Origin of the sequence: Citrobacter sp. wls710, from assembly GCF_005281115.1 — a bacterium.
Classification (GTDB): Bacteria; Pseudomonadota; Gammaproteobacteria; order Enterobacterales; family Enterobacteriaceae; genus Citrobacter; species Citrobacter werkmanii.
In genome coordinates this window covers 1-18,035 of sequence record NZ_SZXD01000030.1, presented here as the reverse complement: position 1 = coordinate 18,035, position 18,035 = coordinate 1, and the positions used below count along the sequence as shown (strand labels likewise).

Sequence of the window (18,035 nt, the reverse complement as noted above, 5' to 3'; positions counted from 1 at the left end):
CGGTTATCTCATATGGTTATGCGCGTTGTGCTTATTTTGTTGCTCCTGTCTTCTGGCAGCGTAGCTGCGGCTTTGCCTGCTCGCTACATGCAAACTACCGAAGCGGCTGCCGTGTGGGCGCAGATAGGTGATAAAATGGTGACGGTGGGGAATATTCGCGCCGGGCAGATCCTTGCCGTAGAGCCGATTGCGGCAGACTATTACGAATTCACCTTTGGCTTGGGTACCGGGTTTATTGATAAGGGACATCTGGAGCCTGTTCAGGGGCGGCAGAAAGTTGATGATGGTCTGGGCGATCTCAATAAACCGCTCAGCAATCAAAGCTTGATTACCTGGAAAGATACCCCGGTTTATAATGCTCCGGATGTCGGTAGCGCCCCGTTTGGCGTGCTGGCGGATAATCTGCGCTATCCCATTATCAGTAAGCTTAAAGACCGACTCAACCAGACGTGGTACCAGATCCGCATTGGCGGCAGACTGGCCTATATCAGTGCTCTGGATGCGCAGGAAGACAACGGTATACCGGTGTTAACCTATCATCATATTCTGCGCGATGAAGAGAATACCCGCTTTCGCCACACCTCCACGACAACCTCTGTACGCGCGTTTAGCAACCAGATGGCCTGGCTACACGACCGCGGCTACACGACGTTGACTATGTATCAACTGGAAGGCTATATCCGCAACAATATGAACCTCCCGGCGCGGGCGGTGGTGCTGACTTTTGATGATGGGCTGAAGTCGGTGAGCCGTTATGCTTACCCGATTCTGAAGCAGCACGGCATGAAGGCAACGGCGTTTATCATTTCCTCACGCATCAAGCGCCACCCGCAGAAGTGGGATCCGAAATCGCTGCAGTTTATGAGCCTTTCTGAACTGAACGAGATCCGCGACGTGTTCGACTTCCAGTCGCATACTCATTTTTTACATCGGGTGGATGCCAATCACCGGCCAATCCTTTTGAGTCGCAGCTATCACAACATTCTGTTTGATTTTGCCCGTTCGCGCCGGGCGCTGTCCCAGTTCAATCCTCACGTCCTGTATCTTTCCTATCCGTTTGGCGGTTATAACGCTACGGCGGTAAAAGCGGCAGGCGACGCGGGATTCCACATGGCGGTCACCACGGTGAGAGGGAAGGTGAAGCCGGGGGATAATCCGTTCTTATTGAAAAGACTTTATATTTTAAGAACGGATTCGCTGGAGACGATGTCGCGGCTGATAGTCAATCAGCCGCAGGGGTAAGCTTATTCGTAGGTAAAAGTAAACGTGGCGACGGATTCGAAATCACCGGCTTTGACGGTCGCTCCGGTAGGGACCAGTTTCGCGGCATAATCAAGGCTGACGCTATTGTTGCCCCAGGTAGAAAAGGCGGTGCCTGATGAATTGGAGCCATCGGCTTTCATCTGTTTGTAGCCATCTTTCACGGAGTAAACTTTTACGCCGACGCCGCTCGCATTACCGCCGCTTTGCGTCAGAATCGTAGGGTCGCCAGCCAGGTAATTGCCACTCATTTTGACGGTCACCTTGGTCATCAGGCAGTTGGTTAATTCAAAGGTGAAAGGGATCTCGCGAGCGGTATTTTTATTAATATCAGAAACGAAGAAATGCCCAAGATCCACCGTCGTTGAATACGCATCGTTGACTGAGGCCCATTGGCAGGTGGGTTCCATCACCTTGAAATGCAAAGAGGAGGCGTCAACAGAGAAGGTGATTGTATTTGGCTGGTCCACTGAACCCATACGGAAAGTGCCGATTTTACCCGGTTTGGCATAGCCATCAGTTTGGCCGACTCTGGGTTGATAATTTGGGGTCTGATAAACATCGAAAAACAGATCCCAGTTGCTGTCGGCATCTTTCCAGGGCGCGCCGGTTTGTGACGGTACGGTGGCTAATCCGCTGGCGGGGAAATTGAGATAAACATCGCCAACGTCCGATGAGTGATTGCACCCGCTGCCTTTAACGCAACGCAGCATATAAGTATAGCTGATGCCCTCAATATCGGTTTTGAGTAACCCGCCTCCTGTTCCTGGAACCGTATAAACATCCATCAGGCTTGCATCGGCTTCACCTAAGGTTATTTGGTTGCTGTTGCTTCTGCTGTTATTGCAGTCCATCCCCCCTCGTAAGGGAATGGTATAGCTCGCGGGAACGCCCATGTTGACAACATTGGAGCCAATATAGGTAACAGGTAGCTGAATGATGGTCGGTTCGATAATGACGTGGTAATCCCCCGCTGCGCCAGCGGTAATATAACATTCGCTTGATGCCATCACGCTGCCGGAAAAAGCTAACGAGGCGCAGCCCAGGAGGAGAAATAAATAACGCTTTTGCATAATAAGTTCTTTTATTATTCGTAAGTCACGTTGACGACGACGTTGCTGAGCACCTTCCCGCTGCTCACCGCGCCGGTATTTTGATAGCGGGCGTAAAAGGCATATTCAGTCAAATAGTCATCGGCTGATTTCCCTTTTACGTCATATTCGACATCTGATTCGCCATCGTTATTCAGTACGTTGGTGTGGTAAGTTGCGGAGAAAATGACTACCCCGACGTTAGTTGCTGCGCCATTTCCCGCTTCATTTATAAAGACTTGTTTATTTCCGGCGGTGATGCCGGACTGGGGACTAAACTGGAAATGCAGCGACTGGAGTGTATTCCCGCCGGAACCGACGGCATCACATTGCTCCACCCGAATGGTAAAAGGTGTGCCGCCTGCGTCCGTGGTGGGCTGAAGGCGGTCGCTGCCATCGCTATTATAAAACCAACTGCGCATGACGGTAGGTAGCGTAATGTCTCCGCCATTGTCCAGGCTGATTTGACAGGTGTTATTGACGATCCTTGCTGAGAAATTAACATCCAGGCCATCGCCCGCATAGCTGGCCGCTGACCACTGCCCGGTAGCCAACCCCATGAACAGAGCCAGTGTCGTGGGGCGAACAGAAAATAATAAATATCGCATCGTCACCTGCCGTTCTGGTTTATTCGTAAGTTACAACAAAGGTAATTGCCGACGAGGCGTCGCCAGCAACGGCCTGCGCGGCGGTATAACCGCTGGCCGCTACCCAACGCGCGTTCATCGCGTATTCCGCTGTGGAAGCGCCTTTAATTGCGGTTGTGACCGTATTTGAAGGCGTACCGCTGGTGCATGCCAGTTGCGTACCGCTCCCGGCCGCGCCGCCCCAGATTTCAACAGCCGTATGGGTATTGACAGTACCGGTGGTGGCGAATGAGGCGCTATTGCTATCGCACGTATTCCCGCTACCGGCCTGGGCGGCGATTTTTGCCGAATCGACGCCTGCGCAACCGGTGAAAGCAATCTTAAAAGGTTCGGTACGGGTGCCAATATCAGACTTAAAGACATCGCCAAAATTGATGGTGTCCGTGGTGGTTGAGCCCTGTTTCACCGTGGCGGAGCAGGTGCCTGCAACCACTGTTGTGACAAATTTAGCCGACAGACTGGGGGTACCGACGATATCTGCATGCGCTGTATGGGTGAATAATCCACCGCAGAGGGCCAGTGCAAGAAAAAAGGGGGTATGTTTCATCTTAATGACTCCATTGCGCTGGGGAAATTATTCGTAAGTAAATTCAAATGTTGCGGTGGATTCAAATCGGCCCGCTTTAACCTGCGTAGAGGTACCTGTTGCCACCATTGTGGCGACCAGTGGGACGGCTTTTGCCGTTTTGATTTCATTGGTTGTCCATACCAATCTTTCGCTGTCGGTTGTACTGTTGATGACGAAAGGGGCATTCAGCGCGCTGGCGCGGGCAATCGTTAAGCCAACATAAGACGTCGGTGCTGGAGAGGTACCGGCGTAGGTATTTATCAGGGCGGTAGATATTCTTGTTGAACCGGTACCTTTAATTGTGGTTTTGATGGCGTTCAGCGAATCCGGGCATTCGACGATTTTAAGCGTAAATGGCGCGCTAATATTGCCTGTGCCTGAGAGAATATTATCCAGCCGCGTCTGGCCGCTATCGCCAAGGGTGATCGTATTGTCAGCGCCGCTGGCGCCGTCAATGGTCATATCGCAGGTGGTTTCGCGGATCGTCGCTTTAAAGGTGACTTGCAGACTATCACCATTCGCCCATACGGGCTGGGATATCGCCAGCGCTAACGCCGCTGCGGAGAAGCGGGCGAGGTACTTGGATGTGTTAAAAGTCATAAAGGGAACTCCCTGTATAAAATGGCTTATTGCATCTGACATGTTTGGTTATCCAGAACGGTGGTGAGCCCTGCTTTCGGTGCGTTTGCAGCGATCCGGTAATGAACTACGCAGGCGTTATCATTGGCATTACCCCAGACAACTCGTAGTGTTCCTTGTTGTTCTATCCCGCGAACATAGGCCTGGCCTGCCTGACCGACGCTACCGACCAGCTCGCCTTTGCTATTGAGTACGTCTGCGCCCAGAGGAATAAAGCCCCCATCGTTACGTGATAGCTCCAGAATCAGCGACTTACCTTCGTCAGTCTTAAAATCGACACGGACTACGGATCCATCGCGTGGCACGACAACCGTGCTGGTACTCTTAAGTTCAACGTCGTTTTCCAGGGTGGTAATATCAATACCCACGCGGTTTTCACGGTAAGGCGACATATAAGGCAAAATGCCGTAGCCGGAACTGCCAATCTCACCATGGCCATAGTTCAGCCGCGCCCCTTTGGCTCCGTTGGCATTGATTAGCGCCAGCGCGTCGTTATCGCCGATACTACCCGGCGCCAGCGTGATACCGCCGGAATGGATAACCATGCCGCCGTTGTAGCTTGCGGAATATTGTTTGCTGCCGTCGTCGCCGGCGGAGATCGATGTCCCCAGAGGCCCATATGGGCTGTTCCAGGTCGCATAACCGCCAATTTGGTTAATGTCGCCATAATCTCCGCCGCTGGATGAGGTAGTAACGGAGTAGCTCAGGCTGGTGTCCTTTGTGCTGCCGCTGGCAGTGGTATTTATGCTGTTGCTCCCGCTGAGGTCGGAGCGCATACCGACGTTGAGACTGGAGAAACCGGCTGTCGCGCTGTCCTGGCCAAATAGGGTGTTAAAGGGGATATTGAGGCTTAAATAGACGCTGTCGTCCTTGTCGCCATTGTCATCATAGGTTCGTTGCACGGACAAGCTATAGCTGCCGTAGCGGAAACTGTTGTTATAACCGATGCTGTAGTTTGAGGTGGCATCGCTTTCGTTCCAGTAATCCTGCCAGCTACCGCTGATATACAGTGAGCCGTATGCGCTATCGACCGTGGATAACGGTTGATTCACGCTGATCTGTACTTGGTTTTTCATCCGCTGAAAGTGGTTATACAGCTCTTCGCCGGAAGTGTAGGACTGATTCCGGTATTCGCCATGTTTGACGTCGTTAGCCAGCGAAGCCGCATCGTGCAGGCTCAAATAGTCTTCAGTAGAGAAACGGTAGGCGGCAACGTTAAACGAGGTTTTCGTCATCTCGACCATTTTGCTGTAGTTCAGGCGATAGCTCTGGCCGGTTAACGTGCCAATTTCGTCGATTTTGGCTTGCGATTGGGTAACGTCAAAGGCGAAGGCGCCGACGGACGTATTAATGGCAATCCCTAACAGTCCGGCAAAGAAGTGGTCATCCGTTGCTTGAGCGCCGAGATAACCAGTAAAGGTGTTATTAATCCCATAATACAGTGTACCGTAAGCCACATTCGGCCTGTCGCTCAGGCTATCGTCATTGAGTTCGCCGGCGCCGATATCCCAGCGAACCGAGCCCGGACGAAGCATCTGGGTGACGGAGGAAAAAGGGATCGAAAACGTTCGCTTGCTACCGTCGGACTCTTCGATGGTGACGTTCAGATCGTTACCATACCCCGTGGTGCTGATATCGCTGATTTCAAATGCGCCAGGCGGAACCGTGGTTTCATAAATCTTGTTCCCGCTCTGAGTAATGGTGACTTTGGCGTTGCTGTTAGCGACTCCGCGAACCACTGGGGCGAAGGTGGAACTGGCGCCGGGCAACATGCGGTCATCGTTGTACATGCGCAGACCGCGTAGGCTGACAGAGTCAAATGTATCGCCGCGCGTGTAGGAGTCGCCAGCGACCATTTGCGCGCGTAGCGGAGCAATATCACGCTGTAGATAGATATCCTGACTGGAATAATGGCTACCATTATCGCTGTTCCAGTCAATATTTTCGCGTGAGCGTAAGCGCCACGGCCCCATATTCAGGCCATAATGCAGCCCCATATACGCCGTATCCGAAGTACTGCTACTGCTTTCGTTGTGCCACGCGTTGAGATCATAAGATAATAGCGCCGCCGGGATACCGTTGTCCCAAAGTGAAGGGTCAACATATCCTTGCGGGAGTTTAAGTACATACAGTTGCGGAAAGTTCAGATCAAGTGATTGTTTTCCCGTATCGTAACTCACGCTGGCGCCTGGATATTGCGCTTTGATATCAATACACGTCACCGTATCATCATGTGATTCGTTTAATTTACTGGTATCAATACCTGCCTGCGCTAATAACAGAGGCGTCAGGCAAGGGGATGCGCGCGGCGTGCCATTATCTTTAAATTCAATATCAACTGTAGTTTTTATTTTACCGTTTAAATTGACGGTCGCACGGTATTTTCCTGCAGGGATTGGGTTGCCTAAGGTATAACGGCTAACATCAATGGCGCCACCACTATTAAGCAAGAATTGCTCATTAAATTCGATGGCTTCTTCTACGTCTACGGTATCTGATTTTGAAGATGGCGCAATTTTGCCATCTGCCAGAACATATTGTGGCAACGAGACAAAGATAGCCAGAGATAATAATGAAAATCGAAACTGCATGATGAGCCCAAATCGTCAACGCCAGTACTCACTACCGGCATAATATTATTATGTAATAAGGGTGATTATCGCCGAGTTATATTGAGGCGTTATTCTCTTCCACACCACCATTATCGTTTATTGACATATATTTCACAGTGCCTGAGGTTTGGCTGTTTAGGTCGGTAACCGGCATTTCGCTACTGGAAAAGGGTAAAATAGATTTACTGCTCACCGGGAACTCTCTGGTACCGACCTTAAAGGTGACCGCGGAAAGAGAGACGTTCCACGGTGAGTTATTTTGAGCGACCAGTGCATAATTACCGTTTTGTTTTTGCAGCGACCATTTCAGATCTTTGACCGCCTGTCCCGGCGTTCCTTTTAAACCATCAGGACGGAAGAAAAGTTTAATCCGGGTACGAAATGCCAACTGTAGCTGATTGGGGGATTCCCCTTCTTTTAGTTTAGCTTTGGGGGGAATTTCCAGGGCGTTAAACCAGAACATGGATTCTTTATCTTGTGGCAAAGGTTGCCCGAGATAGGTAATACGTATTGACTGCCCTTTGTGTGGATCGACGCGCGAAACAGGCGGTGTAATAACGAAAGGCAGCTTGAGTTCTTGTGGGTTGGTTGTATCACGGCCGTCATCCAACCAGGTTTGAACCAGCAGCGGCCGTTGCCCACGATTTTCTAATGAAATAACGACATCTTTTACAGACTGCGGATAAATAATACGAGTGCCGGAAATGACAATATCAGCGCTTGCCTGAAAGGCTGCGACACAAGTCATTGCTACAATAAAGCTTTTTAAGCCGGTACTGAAGGTCAAATTACGCATGGAAATATCCACTCTCTGTTGGATCTGGCAAAACTCCTCTGACCAGACGCCAGAGGAGTGAAGCATAATGATGAGACTTATTCGTACTGCATGGTGAAAGCAACCTGCGCCTGCACAACGCCACTGCTGACTGCGCCAGTGTTCATATACGCTACGTTGTAAATCAGTTCACCGCCGCTTTCATTATTATCTGGATCCCAGGTGACGTGCTGAGTGTTGTTGGTCTGATCGATTTTGATCAGATCACTTGCACCGTTACCGGCGTTGTGCAGAACCAGGTTAACGTTGGAGGCGGCGCCTTGCAGGCCGCTTTGAGGGACCAGTGCACCAGCGGTGCTTGCGCTTGAGCCTGACCAGGAGTCAAATTGGGCGCTGGCGCCTTTTGCGCTGGCATCACAGTTCGAGAGTACCAGGGTAAACGGCGTTTTCCCCAGCGCGCTATCAACGCTGTCAGTCGAGCCGGTCACGAAGTCTTTCACAAATACCGTTGGCAGAGTAACGTTGAAATCGTTAGTTGCTGCCTGAGTATTGATTGGATCATCTTTCAGTGAGATTTGGCAGGTGTTGCCAGAAACCAGACCGTGGAAAGTAATCGTACCTGCATCGGTGTTAGCGGCTAGCGCAGAACCAGAGAATGCAGCCAAAACGAATGCAGCTAAGGTATATTTTTTAAAAGCCATGATTAATATCCATATAAAAAAATATTTCTCGTCTCGAGAATGAGGTTAATTTACATAGCGTTAGCCATTAATAATATTAACTTTTTTAGTATATAGTAATACTTTCCCTTTCTAATAATTAGAATTGCTTAAATAATTTTTAATGAAAAATAATGTTATTTGTTTTCAATGGGTTGCCGTGCCTTTTTCTGCTTTCTGTATTTATGAAACGACTGGATTTTTATGTTTTAATTGAGGGGGTTCATCTATTTTGATATGATGTAAAAATAAATTTTAAAAAATTAATATTATATTCTAGATACAGTTTCTTCTAATATCATTAGCAGGCGGGAAATTGGTTTTGGTATTAAAGGTCCGAGTAATAAATATAAAAGAAGTGAAAGCCATTAATCTGCTTGTGCTTTATGTAAAACTAAACGTATTAACTTATCTTTTGCTTGCGTCACCTTTATGGTCTGTCAGCAATAAAAGTAAAGCAATAAAGTAGGTAAGCCAGATTGAACCATCTTAAATAGCCTCCATCCATAATACATTGGAGGCTATCGATGACTTAAATGAGAAGTGTAAGAATATCAGGCAACCTGGACCGGAATAGCTTTCGCGGTGCGCTTCATTTCGTTGTCGCCTTCAAAGTAGGCCACTTTCGGCCGCCAGGTACGGGCTTCTTCATCAGACATAGTGACGAAGCTGGCGATAATCACAATGTCGCCGACTTCAGCACAGTGCGCCGCCGCACCGTTCACCGAGATGATTCTGGAGCCGCGTTCAGCCGCAATAGCATAGGTTGAAAAACGTTTCCCGTTGGTCACGTTCCAGATATCAATAGCTTCGTTTTCCAGAATACCAGAGGCATCGAGGAAATCCTGGTCGATGGCGCAGGAGCCTTCGTAGTGCAGGTCCGCCTGCGTGACTTTTACGCGGTGGAGCTTGCCTTGCAGCATGGTGCGAATCATAACTTCTATACCCTGTCGTTTACCTTGGCTAAGCAGGCGCGAATGGCCTGCTTTGAGAAATTCTCAGGCAGTATTGCCTGATTTTTAACCCCTGTCTACTGGGCTAATGTAACGCTTTGATTATCGATCAGACGCGCCTGACCCAGCCAGGCGGCGGCCAGAATTACCGCTCGTTTACTGGTTTCCGTCAGTTCCTGCAGCGTGTCGGCATCACGGATTTGAATGTCGTCGGCACGGAAGCCTTTTTCATTCAATTCCTGCTCGGCAATGGCAATAATCTCTTGCAGCTCACGATTACCCGCAATCAGTTTTTCAGCGATGCCGTTCATCACTTTGTGCAGACCTGGCGCAATTTTGCGCTGCTCTGCGGTCAGATAACCGTTACGTGAGCTAAGCGCCAGACCATCTTTGGCGCGGATAATTGGCACGCCAACGATCTCAATGTCATAACCCATATCCGCCACCATTTTGCGGATCAGCGCAAGTTGTTGGAAATCTTTCTCACCGAAGCAGGCGATATCTGGCTGGATCAGGTTAAACAGCTTGCTGACGATCGTGGAAACGCCACGGAAGTGGCCTGGGCGGCTGGCGCCTTCCAGCATGGTGGAGAGACCGGGAACATCAACGAAAGTCTGGCCTTCCAGACCCTGAGGATAAATTTCTTCCACGGCTGGGGCAAATACATAATCGACTTTGCGCTTGTTCAGCTTTTCGCAGTCTTCCTGCAGCGTGCGCGGATAACGCACCAGATCGTCCGGCCGGTCAAACTGCATCGGATTGACGAAAATGCTGACGATCACCACATCTGCCCGGGCTTTTGCCTCATCGACAAGCTTCATATGGCCGTCGTGCAGGTTGCCCATTGTGGGAACCAGTGCGACGCGTTTGCCTTCCTGACGCAGACGGCGAATATGCTGGCGCAGCAGCGGCAGGGTTTCAATAATCAACACAACGAGACTCCTTAATGGAAACTGTGTTCTTCGCCCGGATAAACGCCGGACTCCACTTCAGCCATATACTGCCGTACGGCGGTGCGCATGTCGCCCGCTTCGGCAAGGAAATTTTTCGCGAATTTTGGAATATGACCGCCGGTGATGCCAAACGCATCGTGCATCACCAGGATCTGACCGTCGGTGACGTTGCCCGCGCCAATGCCGATTACCGGAATCGACAGAGCCTCAGTGACGCGCTTCGCCAGTTCAACCGGCACGCACTCGAGTACCAGCAACTGAGCGCCCGCGGCTTCTAAGGCCAGCGCATCATCCAGTAGTATCTGTCCGGCGTCGCCGCGGCCTTGAATTTTATAGCCGCCGAAGATATTCACCGACTGGGGTGTTAATCCCAGATGACCGCAAACCGGCACCGCGCGTTCGGTGAGCATTTTCACCGTATTCGTAAGCCATGCGCCGCCTTCGATTTTGACCATATTAGCGCCTGCTCGCATAACCGTGGCCGCGTTTTCAAACGCTTGTTGCGGCGTGGCATAAGCCATAAACGGTAGGTCGGCGAGCAACAGACAGTTGGGCGCGCCACGGCGTACGGCGCGGGTGTGATAGGCGATATCCTCCACGGTGACCGGCAGGGTAGAGTCGTGCCCCTGAATTGTCATGCCCAGGGAGTCGCCCACCAGCATCACGTTGATGCCAACATCGGCGAACAGTTTGGCAAAGCTATAGTCGTAGGCGGTAATCGTCGCGAAGCGCTTTTTCTCTTGTTTGCATTTCTGCAGCACAGCGATAGTAGTGGGTTTGCTCATAACCTCTCCGGCCATAATATTGATGAATAGAATGGCCGCATTGTAGGGGAATGAAGCGGAATAGCGTTAGCCCTTTGTGGGAATCTTATCGACCACCACTTAAACAGTCATCAGGGATAGTCGATGGTAAAAACACCGTTCGCTTTGAAATTTCCAGACCCAATTGACTGGGTTCCATCACGTTTAAGCGTGGCCAGGAAGTTGAGAGTTTGAGACTGGACCTTCCCGTTTTCGCTGCTGCCGTAGATATTATCATCGCCGGAAGTATCGCGCTGATCGTTATAGACTGATGTTGGGTCGTTTGGAATCATTACCATTTGCGAACTATAGTTATTGGCCGCGCCGCTGATCTCCAGCCCCACGCCGGTGGCGTTATTCATCGTGAGAATATTGCCAAGCAGGGTAGGCGTTTTGGCCATCGTGGTGGTGGTGAGCGTCACATTAATATTGCGCAGACCCTTGCAACCTGCCAACTGGATGGAAAATGGAACAGCAGTGGCACCGTTGATAATGTCGTTCGGACTGTAGCGGCCCAGATCGACAGTGGTGCCGCTAACGGTGCTACCGCTGGCGACGGGCTGTGTGGTGCAGGTGGGCTCCGCGATGGTTACTGAGCTAATATCAAAGGTTACATTCTGATAAAAACTATTAACGCCTGCCGCTGGGTTTTCATTCCATATGCGGAGATGATAGTCGCCGTTTTTGAGCAAGGTGATCTTTGAATTGCCTGGTGTATAGGTTTGATCGGTATAAAAGGTGATTGCGGCATAAAACGACAACCCACCCCAGGTATAGTAATGCCCTGGTCCTGATAAATCTGGCCCTGTACATCCCCTTCCGTTACCCGCACTGACTGAAATCAGGTTGTGCATGATGCCGTTTTGCATTGCCGTTGATGGACCGCTTACCTGCAGAACGTACGAATGGAAGCTGCGTAGCGTGAGTGAGAAATAGAGACCCGTAATGTTCGTCTTAAAAATATCGACTCCGCCGTAGCTTCCTGCGGAAACGAGGCCAGACTCGATGGACAGGGCACCCGTAGTGCTTTGGCCCTGCTCTGAAACGTAGCAGAAAAGGCTATTATCTGCTGATGCTGAGCCATGAGAGTCGTTCCAGTTGATGGTGACGTTAGCAGGCGCCAGCTCGTTTGTCCGGCTGAAGTAGACGGTGCGTCCAGCAGGATAGATGAGCTTATAGGTACCATCTCTTGATGGGCCATCATATTCATAGTTCTGCTTACCGTTGCCTAATACGAAAGTATCCGTCTGGGCACAGGCTGTGGCAGAAAAAAATATCTGTATTATTAAATACATTGATAAAATGAAGGGAAATGACCTCTGCCATCCTCTGTTTTTATCATATTGCATCGGCGCGCTCCTTCTCATTGAAATCTCCTTCTCAAGCCGGTGAATTTTTACTCATAATAAACTGACACCAGCACGCTGGACTTCACCGGGCCGCTGACAATTGACTGCCCTGGCTGCACCTTCTGCATCCGGGCGTAAAACGAATAGCGGCTATCGGCGTAGTCGGCGGCAGTGACGTCATATTGGCTGCGCGGCGTGCCGTCGGTGTTCATCACGTTATAGATATTGTTGGCATCGTTAATGGAGAAAATCACCACCCCCACATTTTCTGCTCCATTACTTTCATCGTTGGCGAAAATTTGCATAGAGCCGGGGGCAAAGCTGCCGGACAATGGGGAGAAATGCAGGATAATTTTCGACGGATCTTTGCCGCTGACCGGCATGCAGTCTTTCACGTGCACATAGAAGGTGCTGCCGCCATCGTATAGATCTTCGGCGGTGATGCCGCTGGCGAAGTAGTCATAGCCTTTGGTGCCCAACTCAACGAGCCCATTATTGTCAAGCGAGACTTCACAGCTGGTATTGACAATATTGGCTTTGATTTCCACATCGGTATCAGCCTGACTTAGCGAGGCCAGCAACGATAAGCCGATGCTGACAGCGCCATACAATAATTTGCTCATCACATGTTACTCATAGGTAATGGTGAACAGGCCCTGGGTAGAGAAGGAGCCGGTGTGTAAATCCGCGACGGTGCTGCCGGAGGCGAGCACGATGCGGGCGCTGAGCGGCATGACGACCGTGGTTTCATCGCTGGCCTGCGCCAGATCGATCAGTTGCTGCGCCGGGTTGGCGCAGCTTAGCTGTTTGCTGCCGCTGCTACCCGGCGTTGAGGTGGTCCACACCTCGGCAGAGACGTTTGCCGCGTCGTTGCTACCGTTTAAGGCATTGCGGAATCCATTGCCGCCGCCGGAAGCGCCATCGCAGCCGGTTTTTGCCGTCAGGGTGACATTCGCCTGCTTTTTAGCCAGACCTACGCAGTCGCTGAATACCAGCGAAAAGGCGCGTGAGTTGGTTTTATTCACAACCTGCGGAATATAAACGTCGCCAATATCAACAATCCCGTTCGCTTTGCCGCTGTCGTCGTGCAGCGTGGCCTGGCAGGTTGACGGCGTAATGGTAGTGGATACCGTCATTTCCAGTGAGTTTGTGCCCGCGTAGCCCGGTGCGGCGGCAAGGAGAACAGACAGTGTGCTACATAGCCGAATGAGATATCGCATCAACGCAGCCTCCCGCTTATTTATAAGTAAAGGTAAAAATGGCCTTAGCCTGAAAATCACCGGTTGTCGGTGTCACTGAGGTACTTGCGCGGCGGAAAAAGGCGCTTAGCTCCATACCGTCGGCAATTTGGCTCTGGCTCCAGTCGGTTTGTTGCGTGCCATCGAGTCTCAGGCGGCTGCTGTCGTCACTGCCGGCGGGCTTAAAGCCTAGCCCAACGTTTTCAGCGTTTCCCTCGGTCAGGTCGTTTTTTATCATGAAGTTGGTCGTCGACAGCGTGACGCCTTTGATGGTCATCGCGATTGAAGCGATTGCGTTGTTGCACTCCTCCGGCTTGAGCTTAAAGCTGCCCTCGGTGCTGGTGGTGGCCTTAAGCAGTTCGGCGATCCCGATATTGGAAATAGTGAGCGCATACTGTGCGTCGCTACCGCTGAGCGATGCATTACTAAGGGGGCTGACCTTCATGAGACAGGTCGTTTCTTCAATGACGGCGGTGAAGTTAAGACTCAATCCCTGAGTACTGCTAAAGGCTGACTGCGTCAGCAGCGCGCTGGTGAGTGCCAGTGAGTTGACTACGTGGTGTGTTCTCATCCTGTGTCCTCGTAATCTATTGCATCTTGCAAGGGACGGCGTTGAAAATGGTGGTTTTACCCACCACCTTTTCATTGCCTGATGTGGTCTGGTAGTGCAATCGGCAGCTCTGCATTTTATTCTGCTGATTCCAGCGCACCTCCAGCTCGCCGCTCTCATTGATTCCGCGAACAAATGCCTGGCTACCCTGACCAACGGTTCCCAGCAGAGTATTGTTCATATCGAAGACTTCGGCGGTAAAAGGAACCGGCTGGCTATCACTACGGATAAGGTTAATAATTGCAGAGCGCCCCTGGTCAGTTTCGAACTGACTCACCACCACCGCACCACGCCGTGGAATCACGGTCGCACTGGTGCTTTTCATTTCAATATCATTATCCAGCTCGTTAATATCGAGCGAGACGAGATTTTCCCTGTACGGTGTTAACGAACTGCCAATACCGTAACCGAAACGGTCGATAGTGCTGTTACCATAATCGATGCGCGCACCCTCCGCGCCTGGTGCATCAATAAGGACCAGCGTATCGCTATCGCCAAAGCTCTGGTTGCTGAAGGTGAGTCCTCCGCTGTGCAGCACAAAGCCCCCGTCGGTATTTAAGGAATACTGACGCGAGCTGTCGTTGCTGGCGGAAGCTGACGCGGCGATACTGCCATAGTCGGAGTCGTAGCTGACGTAGGAGCTGATGGTGGAGAGATCTTTCTCCTCTTTCTCCATGTCGTAGGCGGTACTGACGCTGTAGCTCCATCGGTTATCGGCGCTGTAACCATTGGCGCTGGTATTGAACTGATTACTGCCATCGAAATCACTGCTGATGCTGCTGTTTAGGGTGTGAAAGCCGCCCTTGTCTCTGTCAGTACCGAGCAATTTATCCAGGGGGATAGTCACGCTCAGATAGATGGAGTCATCACGTTTATCGTTTTCATCATATGTCCGTTGCAGGTTGATGCTATAGCTGGCCCAGCCCAGGCTGTTGCTGTAGCCCGCTGAGAAACTGCTGCGGGAATCATTGGTCACCCAGTAGTCGGCCCAACTGCCATTCAGATAGAGTGAGCCGTAGTTTGTGTCTTCGCTTTGCAGACTTTGATTGAGGCTGATCGTGAACTGATTTTTCATTCGCGAATAGCTGTTCATGCCGTGATCAGTGTTATCGTTACTGTGTTTGACATCATCAATAATGCTTAGCGCATCGTTCAGACCGAGATAGTCTTTTGTCGAATAGCGATAAGCGGCGATGTTTAACGAGGTGTCCGTCGGCGCGAAGAATTTATTCCACGATACGCGATAGCTCTGACCGCGATAGGTTTTATCGTCAGGAATGTCGGTCTGAGATTGGGTTATGTCAAAAGATACGGCGCCGATTAGAGTGTTCATTCCCAGTCCCAGTAACCCGGCAAAATAGCCATTATCTGTGGCCTGAATACCGCTAAAACCGGTGAAGGTACTGTTAAAACCGTAATAGAAGGTGCCCTGAGCCAGACCCGGCTCATCATGCAGGCTGTCGTCATTGACCTGGCCTAAACTGAGGTCCCATTTGCCGACTCCGGGATGCATCATTTGCACCAGCGATGAAAACGCCTGGCTAAAGCTGTGTTTCGAGCCGTCGGCTTCAGTAATGGTGACTTCTAAATCGGCGCCATACCCGGATGGCGAAAGGTCATCAATGACAAATGGTCCTGGTGGTACTGTGGTTTCGTAAATTTTATAGCCGTTCTGCGTGATGGTAACTTTGGCGTTACTGTTGGCTACGCCACGGATTGTTGGCGCATAGCTGGCAAGCTGTGGTGGCAGCATCTGTGATTCACTATACAGGCGAACACCGCGTATATTGACAGTGTCGAAAGCTTCGCCGCTGGTACCGGATTCACCGATGACCAGTTGGGAACGCAGTGCGGCGATATCCCGCTGAACATAGCGGTTCTGATACTCAATATTGCTGTCGCCGTCTTTTTGCCAGGAGTAGTTGCCTTGGGCGCGAAAATGCCATGCGCCAAGGTTAATGCCACTGTTAAAACCAGCGTAAACGCTGTCTTCAGTACCATAGTTGTTTTCATTTTTCCAGGCGCTGATGTTGTAGGACAGCATTGCAGCAGGGATGCCATCATCCCATAGAGAGGGATCGACATAGTTGGCGAAGCCTTTTTGTACCCACATTTGCGGGACGCCAATATCCAGTCGTTGGTCGCCGCCGTCGTAATGGCTTTTCGACAGAGGAATCGCTTTTGCCAGGTCAAGGCAGTTGTTAACGCTTTCTTCGCGTTTCAACAGTAGCGCCTTTTCGGGCAGATCGTCAGGTATGCGGATATGCAACTGGCTTAATATTTTGGGTGTAATACACGCCTGCGTTTTGCCATTATTCGCAATATCAATAAATTCGACCTTTAGTGTGGTCACCAGATCGTTATTGACATAGCCGCTGACATCATAGAAGCCGGGAGCAATGGTATTACCGTCGGAATAACGACTAAGGTCGACTTTACTGGAACCTGGGCCCATTAAAAAGGAGCTGTCAAATTCAATCGTTTCGTTTTCGGCCCAGGCACAGACGCTGCCGGATAATAGCGTAAAGACAATAAAGCGAGCCAGGAAAGTGACCCTGAAATTTTTTGACAGCTGTTTCATTGGCGCATCCGAAAGTTTATAGGTATAGGTAAGCGTTAAATATCCACCTTGCCGTTGATTGCACCGCCGAAATCACTAATCGCGATATAGTTAATACTTGATTTGGCGGGCGCGCCTGTTAAGCCAGGAATGATGAAGTCGGCTTCTCCTTTGGGAGCAACCATTGAAGAGGAAACGGCATATTTTCGCCCGCTGACAACGGCTTCGACTTTATTAAACGAAATGTAATAACCAGTGGGATTTGCGACGTGAAGTACCGTTTTTCCCGCATTCTGTTGTATACGCCACTGTAATTTCTGCGGCGCTTCTGACGCGGCACCCTCCAGTCCTTCCGGGCGATAAAACAGTTTAATACGTGTACGAAAAGCTAATTGCAGGACGTTTTTTTCATTCACGTCAGCGTCTTTCATTTTGGGCGGCACTTCAAGCACGTTAAACCAGTAGATGCTTTCGCGATCTTTCGGTAATGCACGACTGCCAGTGTAGGTTAATTTTACCGTCTGTCCGCGTCCTGGTTCGATGCGGGACACCGGTGGAGTTGCGTTAAAAGGCACATTAATGGTGCTGGGGTCTGCATTTGAGTCGCCGTCATCCAGCCAGTTTTGTACCAGCGCTGGAGTTGAACCTTTATTCTCCAGACGGATGGTGGTGTCCTTTTGTGACTCTTTATAAACAATACGAGTGCCGGAAAGGACAATATCTGCGAACACGGGTTGAATAGCTGATAGTGAAGTAATGGTAAAGATGACACAAAAAAGAGAGCGACACGTCCTGGTCATAATTGTTCCTCCATGAGGGTAAATAAGGAGGAGGATCATGTTGAAGCACACGCTCTTCCTCCTGTGAAACACAAATGATTAGTCGTAGGTAACGGTATATGCTGTGTTAGATTTGACGTAGCCTGCGGTTACAGGGACAGCACCAGACTGCTTAACGTAAGAAACGACAAAGTTAAATTTCGCCACGCCGTCAGTATTAAAAGTTGTATTGTGAATGTCGGCAGCGTCATTTACTTTGACCTGGGTATAGGCCAGCGCGGCGCCGGAGTTATCGACCTGGTGGATCGCCAGGTTAACGCCAGTTGCCGGGTTGGTGATGGAGTCATCGTTGTTGAGCGTTCCATTGCTGTTGCTGAAGAACGTCGAGGCCATGCTCAGGTGCGCATTCGTATTTGTGTTAGTTTTTCCGCAGTCAACGGTAATATAAAACGGTTCTGGCTGAATACCGACGGCACTGC

At 50.5% G+C, this 18,035-nt stretch carries 18 protein-coding genes; 1 reads left to right on the top strand and 17 read right to left on the bottom strand.

Annotated features, from left to right (window positions below; all coding sequences use genetic code 11):
* Positions 1-12: 12 nt before the first annotated feature.
* The gene (locus tag FDX14_RS12920; protein WP_137349661.1) at positions 13-1,242 is read left to right on the top strand and encodes a polysaccharide deacetylase family protein; all 1,230 of its coding nucleotides are present in this window, start codon (positions 13-15) and stop codon (positions 1,240-1,242) included.
* A gap of 2 nt (positions 1,243-1,244) precedes the next feature.
* Here the strand turns inward: FDX14_RS12920 and FDX14_RS12915 are convergent, their stop codons facing one another.
* From FDX14_RS12915 to FDX14_RS12835, 17 genes are all read right to left on the bottom strand, one after another.
* Entirely contained in the window at positions 1,245-2,333 is a 1,089-nt protein-coding gene (locus FDX14_RS12915) for a fimbrial protein (RefSeq protein WP_061382971.1), read from the bottom strand.
* A 14-nt stretch (positions 2,334-2,347) separates the two neighbouring features.
* Positions 2,348-2,959 (bottom strand): fimbrial-like protein, encoded by a 612-nt coding sequence (locus tag FDX14_RS12910; RefSeq protein ID WP_061382972.1) that lies wholly within the window; start codon positions 2,957-2,959, stop codon positions 2,348-2,350.
* Positions 2,960-2,978: 19 nt separating this feature from the next.
* Positions 2,979-3,545, bottom strand: coding sequence for a fimbrial protein (locus FDX14_RS12905; RefSeq protein ID WP_042312256.1), 567 nt, complete (start codon positions 3,543-3,545; stop codon positions 2,979-2,981).
* A 27-nt stretch (positions 3,546-3,572) separates the two neighbouring features.
* Positions 3,573-4,166, bottom strand: a complete 594-nt coding sequence (locus FDX14_RS12900; RefSeq protein WP_137349660.1) for a fimbrial protein — start codon at positions 4,164-4,166, stop codon at positions 3,573-3,575.
* A 26-nt stretch (positions 4,167-4,192) separates the two neighbouring features.
* Positions 4,193-6,796, bottom strand: a complete 2,604-nt coding sequence (locus FDX14_RS12895; protein WP_137349659.1) for an outer membrane usher protein — start codon at positions 6,794-6,796, stop codon at positions 4,193-4,195.
* Positions 6,797-6,872: 76 nt separating this feature from the next.
* Positions 6,873-7,613 carry a fimbrial chaperone gene (locus FDX14_RS12890; RefSeq protein ID WP_042312250.1) on the bottom strand — a complete coding sequence of 247 codons (741 nt, stop codon included), beginning with the start codon at positions 7,611-7,613 and terminating at the stop codon, positions 6,873-6,875.
* 77 nt (positions 7,614-7,690) lie between these two features.
* The gene (locus FDX14_RS12885) at positions 7,691-8,293 is read right to left on the bottom strand and encodes a fimbrial protein (protein WP_042312249.1); all 603 of its coding nucleotides are present in this window, start codon (positions 8,291-8,293) and stop codon (positions 7,691-7,693) included.
* Positions 8,294-8,865: 572 nt separating this feature from the next.
* On the bottom strand, positions 8,866-9,246 hold the full coding sequence (gene panD / locus FDX14_RS12880) for an aspartate 1-decarboxylase (RefSeq protein ID WP_000621526.1): 381 nt from the start codon (positions 9,244-9,246) through the stop codon (positions 8,866-8,868).
* 95 nt (positions 9,247-9,341) lie between these two features.
* Positions 9,342-10,196 carry a pantoate--beta-alanine ligase gene (gene panC, locus FDX14_RS12875; protein ID WP_042312241.1) on the bottom strand — a complete coding sequence of 285 codons (855 nt, stop codon included), beginning with the start codon at positions 10,194-10,196 and terminating at the stop codon, positions 9,342-9,344.
* A gap of 11 nt (positions 10,197-10,207) precedes the next feature.
* Positions 10,208-11,002, bottom strand: a complete 795-nt coding sequence (gene panB / locus FDX14_RS12870) for a 3-methyl-2-oxobutanoate hydroxymethyltransferase (protein WP_137349658.1) — start codon at positions 11,000-11,002, stop codon at positions 10,208-10,210.
* A 110-nt stretch (positions 11,003-11,112) separates the two neighbouring features.
* The gene (locus FDX14_RS12865) at positions 11,113-12,369 is read right to left on the bottom strand and encodes a fimbrial protein (RefSeq protein WP_157716792.1); all 1,257 of its coding nucleotides are present in this window, start codon (positions 12,367-12,369) and stop codon (positions 11,113-11,115) included.
* 47 nt (positions 12,370-12,416) lie between these two features.
* Positions 12,417-12,992 (bottom strand): fimbrial-like protein, encoded by a 576-nt coding sequence (locus FDX14_RS12860; RefSeq protein ID WP_137349657.1) that lies wholly within the window; start codon positions 12,990-12,992, stop codon positions 12,417-12,419.
* A gap of 6 nt (positions 12,993-12,998) precedes the next feature.
* The gene (locus tag FDX14_RS12855) at positions 12,999-13,589 is read right to left on the bottom strand and encodes a fimbrial protein (RefSeq protein ID WP_042312234.1); all 591 of its coding nucleotides are present in this window, start codon (positions 13,587-13,589) and stop codon (positions 12,999-13,001) included.
* A gap of 16 nt (positions 13,590-13,605) precedes the next feature.
* Positions 13,606-14,178, bottom strand: coding sequence for a fimbrial protein (locus FDX14_RS12850; RefSeq protein ID WP_170973593.1), 573 nt, complete (start codon positions 14,176-14,178; stop codon positions 13,606-13,608).
* Positions 14,179-14,194: 16 nt separating this feature from the next.
* Positions 14,195-16,798 (bottom strand): outer membrane usher protein, encoded by a 2,604-nt coding sequence (locus FDX14_RS12845; RefSeq protein ID WP_137349655.1) that lies wholly within the window; start codon positions 16,796-16,798, stop codon positions 14,195-14,197.
* 35 nt (positions 16,799-16,833) lie between these two features.
* The gene (locus FDX14_RS12840) at positions 16,834-17,577 is read right to left on the bottom strand and encodes a fimbrial chaperone (protein WP_061382978.1); all 744 of its coding nucleotides are present in this window, start codon (positions 17,575-17,577) and stop codon (positions 16,834-16,836) included.
* A gap of 78 nt (positions 17,578-17,655) precedes the next feature.
* The coding region (locus FDX14_RS12835) for a fimbrial protein (RefSeq protein WP_349290310.1) at positions 17,656-18,035 on the bottom strand (380 nt) is incomplete at its 5' end.

Bases quoted from the DNA above. Each gene is read 5' to 3' on its own strand.
- FDX14_RS12920 (WP_137349661.1), top strand. From the start codon at position 13: ATGGTTATGCGCGTTGTGCTTATTTTGTTGCTCCTGTCTTCTGGCAGC.
- FDX14_RS12915 (WP_061382971.1), bottom strand. From the start codon at position 2,333: ATGCAAAAGCGTTATTTATTTCTCCTCCTGGGCTGCGCCTCGTTAGCT.
- FDX14_RS12910 (WP_061382972.1), bottom strand. From the start codon at position 2,959: ATGCGATATTTATTATTTTCTGTTCGCCCCACGACACTGGCTCTGTTC.
- FDX14_RS12905 (WP_042312256.1), bottom strand. From the start codon at position 3,545: ATGAAACATACCCCCTTTTTTCTTGCACTGGCCCTCTGCGGTGGATTA.
- FDX14_RS12900 (WP_137349660.1), bottom strand. From the start codon at position 4,166: ATGACTTTTAACACATCCAAGTACCTCGCCCGCTTCTCCGCAGCGGCG.
- FDX14_RS12895 (WP_137349659.1), bottom strand. From the start codon at position 6,796: ATGCAGTTTCGATTTTCATTATTATCTCTGGCTATCTTTGTCTCGTTG.
- FDX14_RS12890 (WP_042312250.1), bottom strand. From the start codon at position 7,613: ATGCGTAATTTGACCTTCAGTACCGGCTTAAAAAGCTTTATTGTAGCA.
- FDX14_RS12885 (WP_042312249.1), bottom strand. From the start codon at position 8,293: ATGGCTTTTAAAAAATATACCTTAGCTGCATTCGTTTTGGCTGCATTC.
- panD (WP_000621526.1), bottom strand. From the start codon at position 9,246: ATGATTCGCACCATGCTGCAAGGCAAGCTCCACCGCGTAAAAGTCACG.
- panB (WP_137349658.1), bottom strand. From the start codon at position 11,002: ATGAGCAAACCCACTACTATCGCTGTGCTGCAGAAATGCAAACAAGAG.
- FDX14_RS12865 (WP_157716792.1), bottom strand. From the start codon at position 12,369: ATGCAATATGATAAAAACAGAGGATGGCAGAGGTCATTTCCCTTCATT.
- FDX14_RS12860 (WP_137349657.1), bottom strand. From the start codon at position 12,992: ATGAGCAAATTATTGTATGGCGCTGTCAGCATCGGCTTATCGTTGCTG.
- FDX14_RS12855 (WP_042312234.1), bottom strand. From the start codon at position 13,589: ATGCGATATCTCATTCGGCTATGTAGCACACTGTCTGTTCTCCTTGCC.
- FDX14_RS12850 (WP_170973593.1), bottom strand. From the start codon at position 14,178: ATGAGAACACACCACGTAGTCAACTCACTGGCACTCACCAGCGCGCTG.
- FDX14_RS12845 (WP_137349655.1), bottom strand. From the start codon at position 16,798: ATGAAACAGCTGTCAAAAAATTTCAGGGTCACTTTCCTGGCTCGCTTT.
- FDX14_RS12840 (WP_061382978.1), bottom strand. From the start codon at position 17,577: ATGACCAGGACGTGTCGCTCTCTTTTTTGTGTCATCTTTACCATTACT.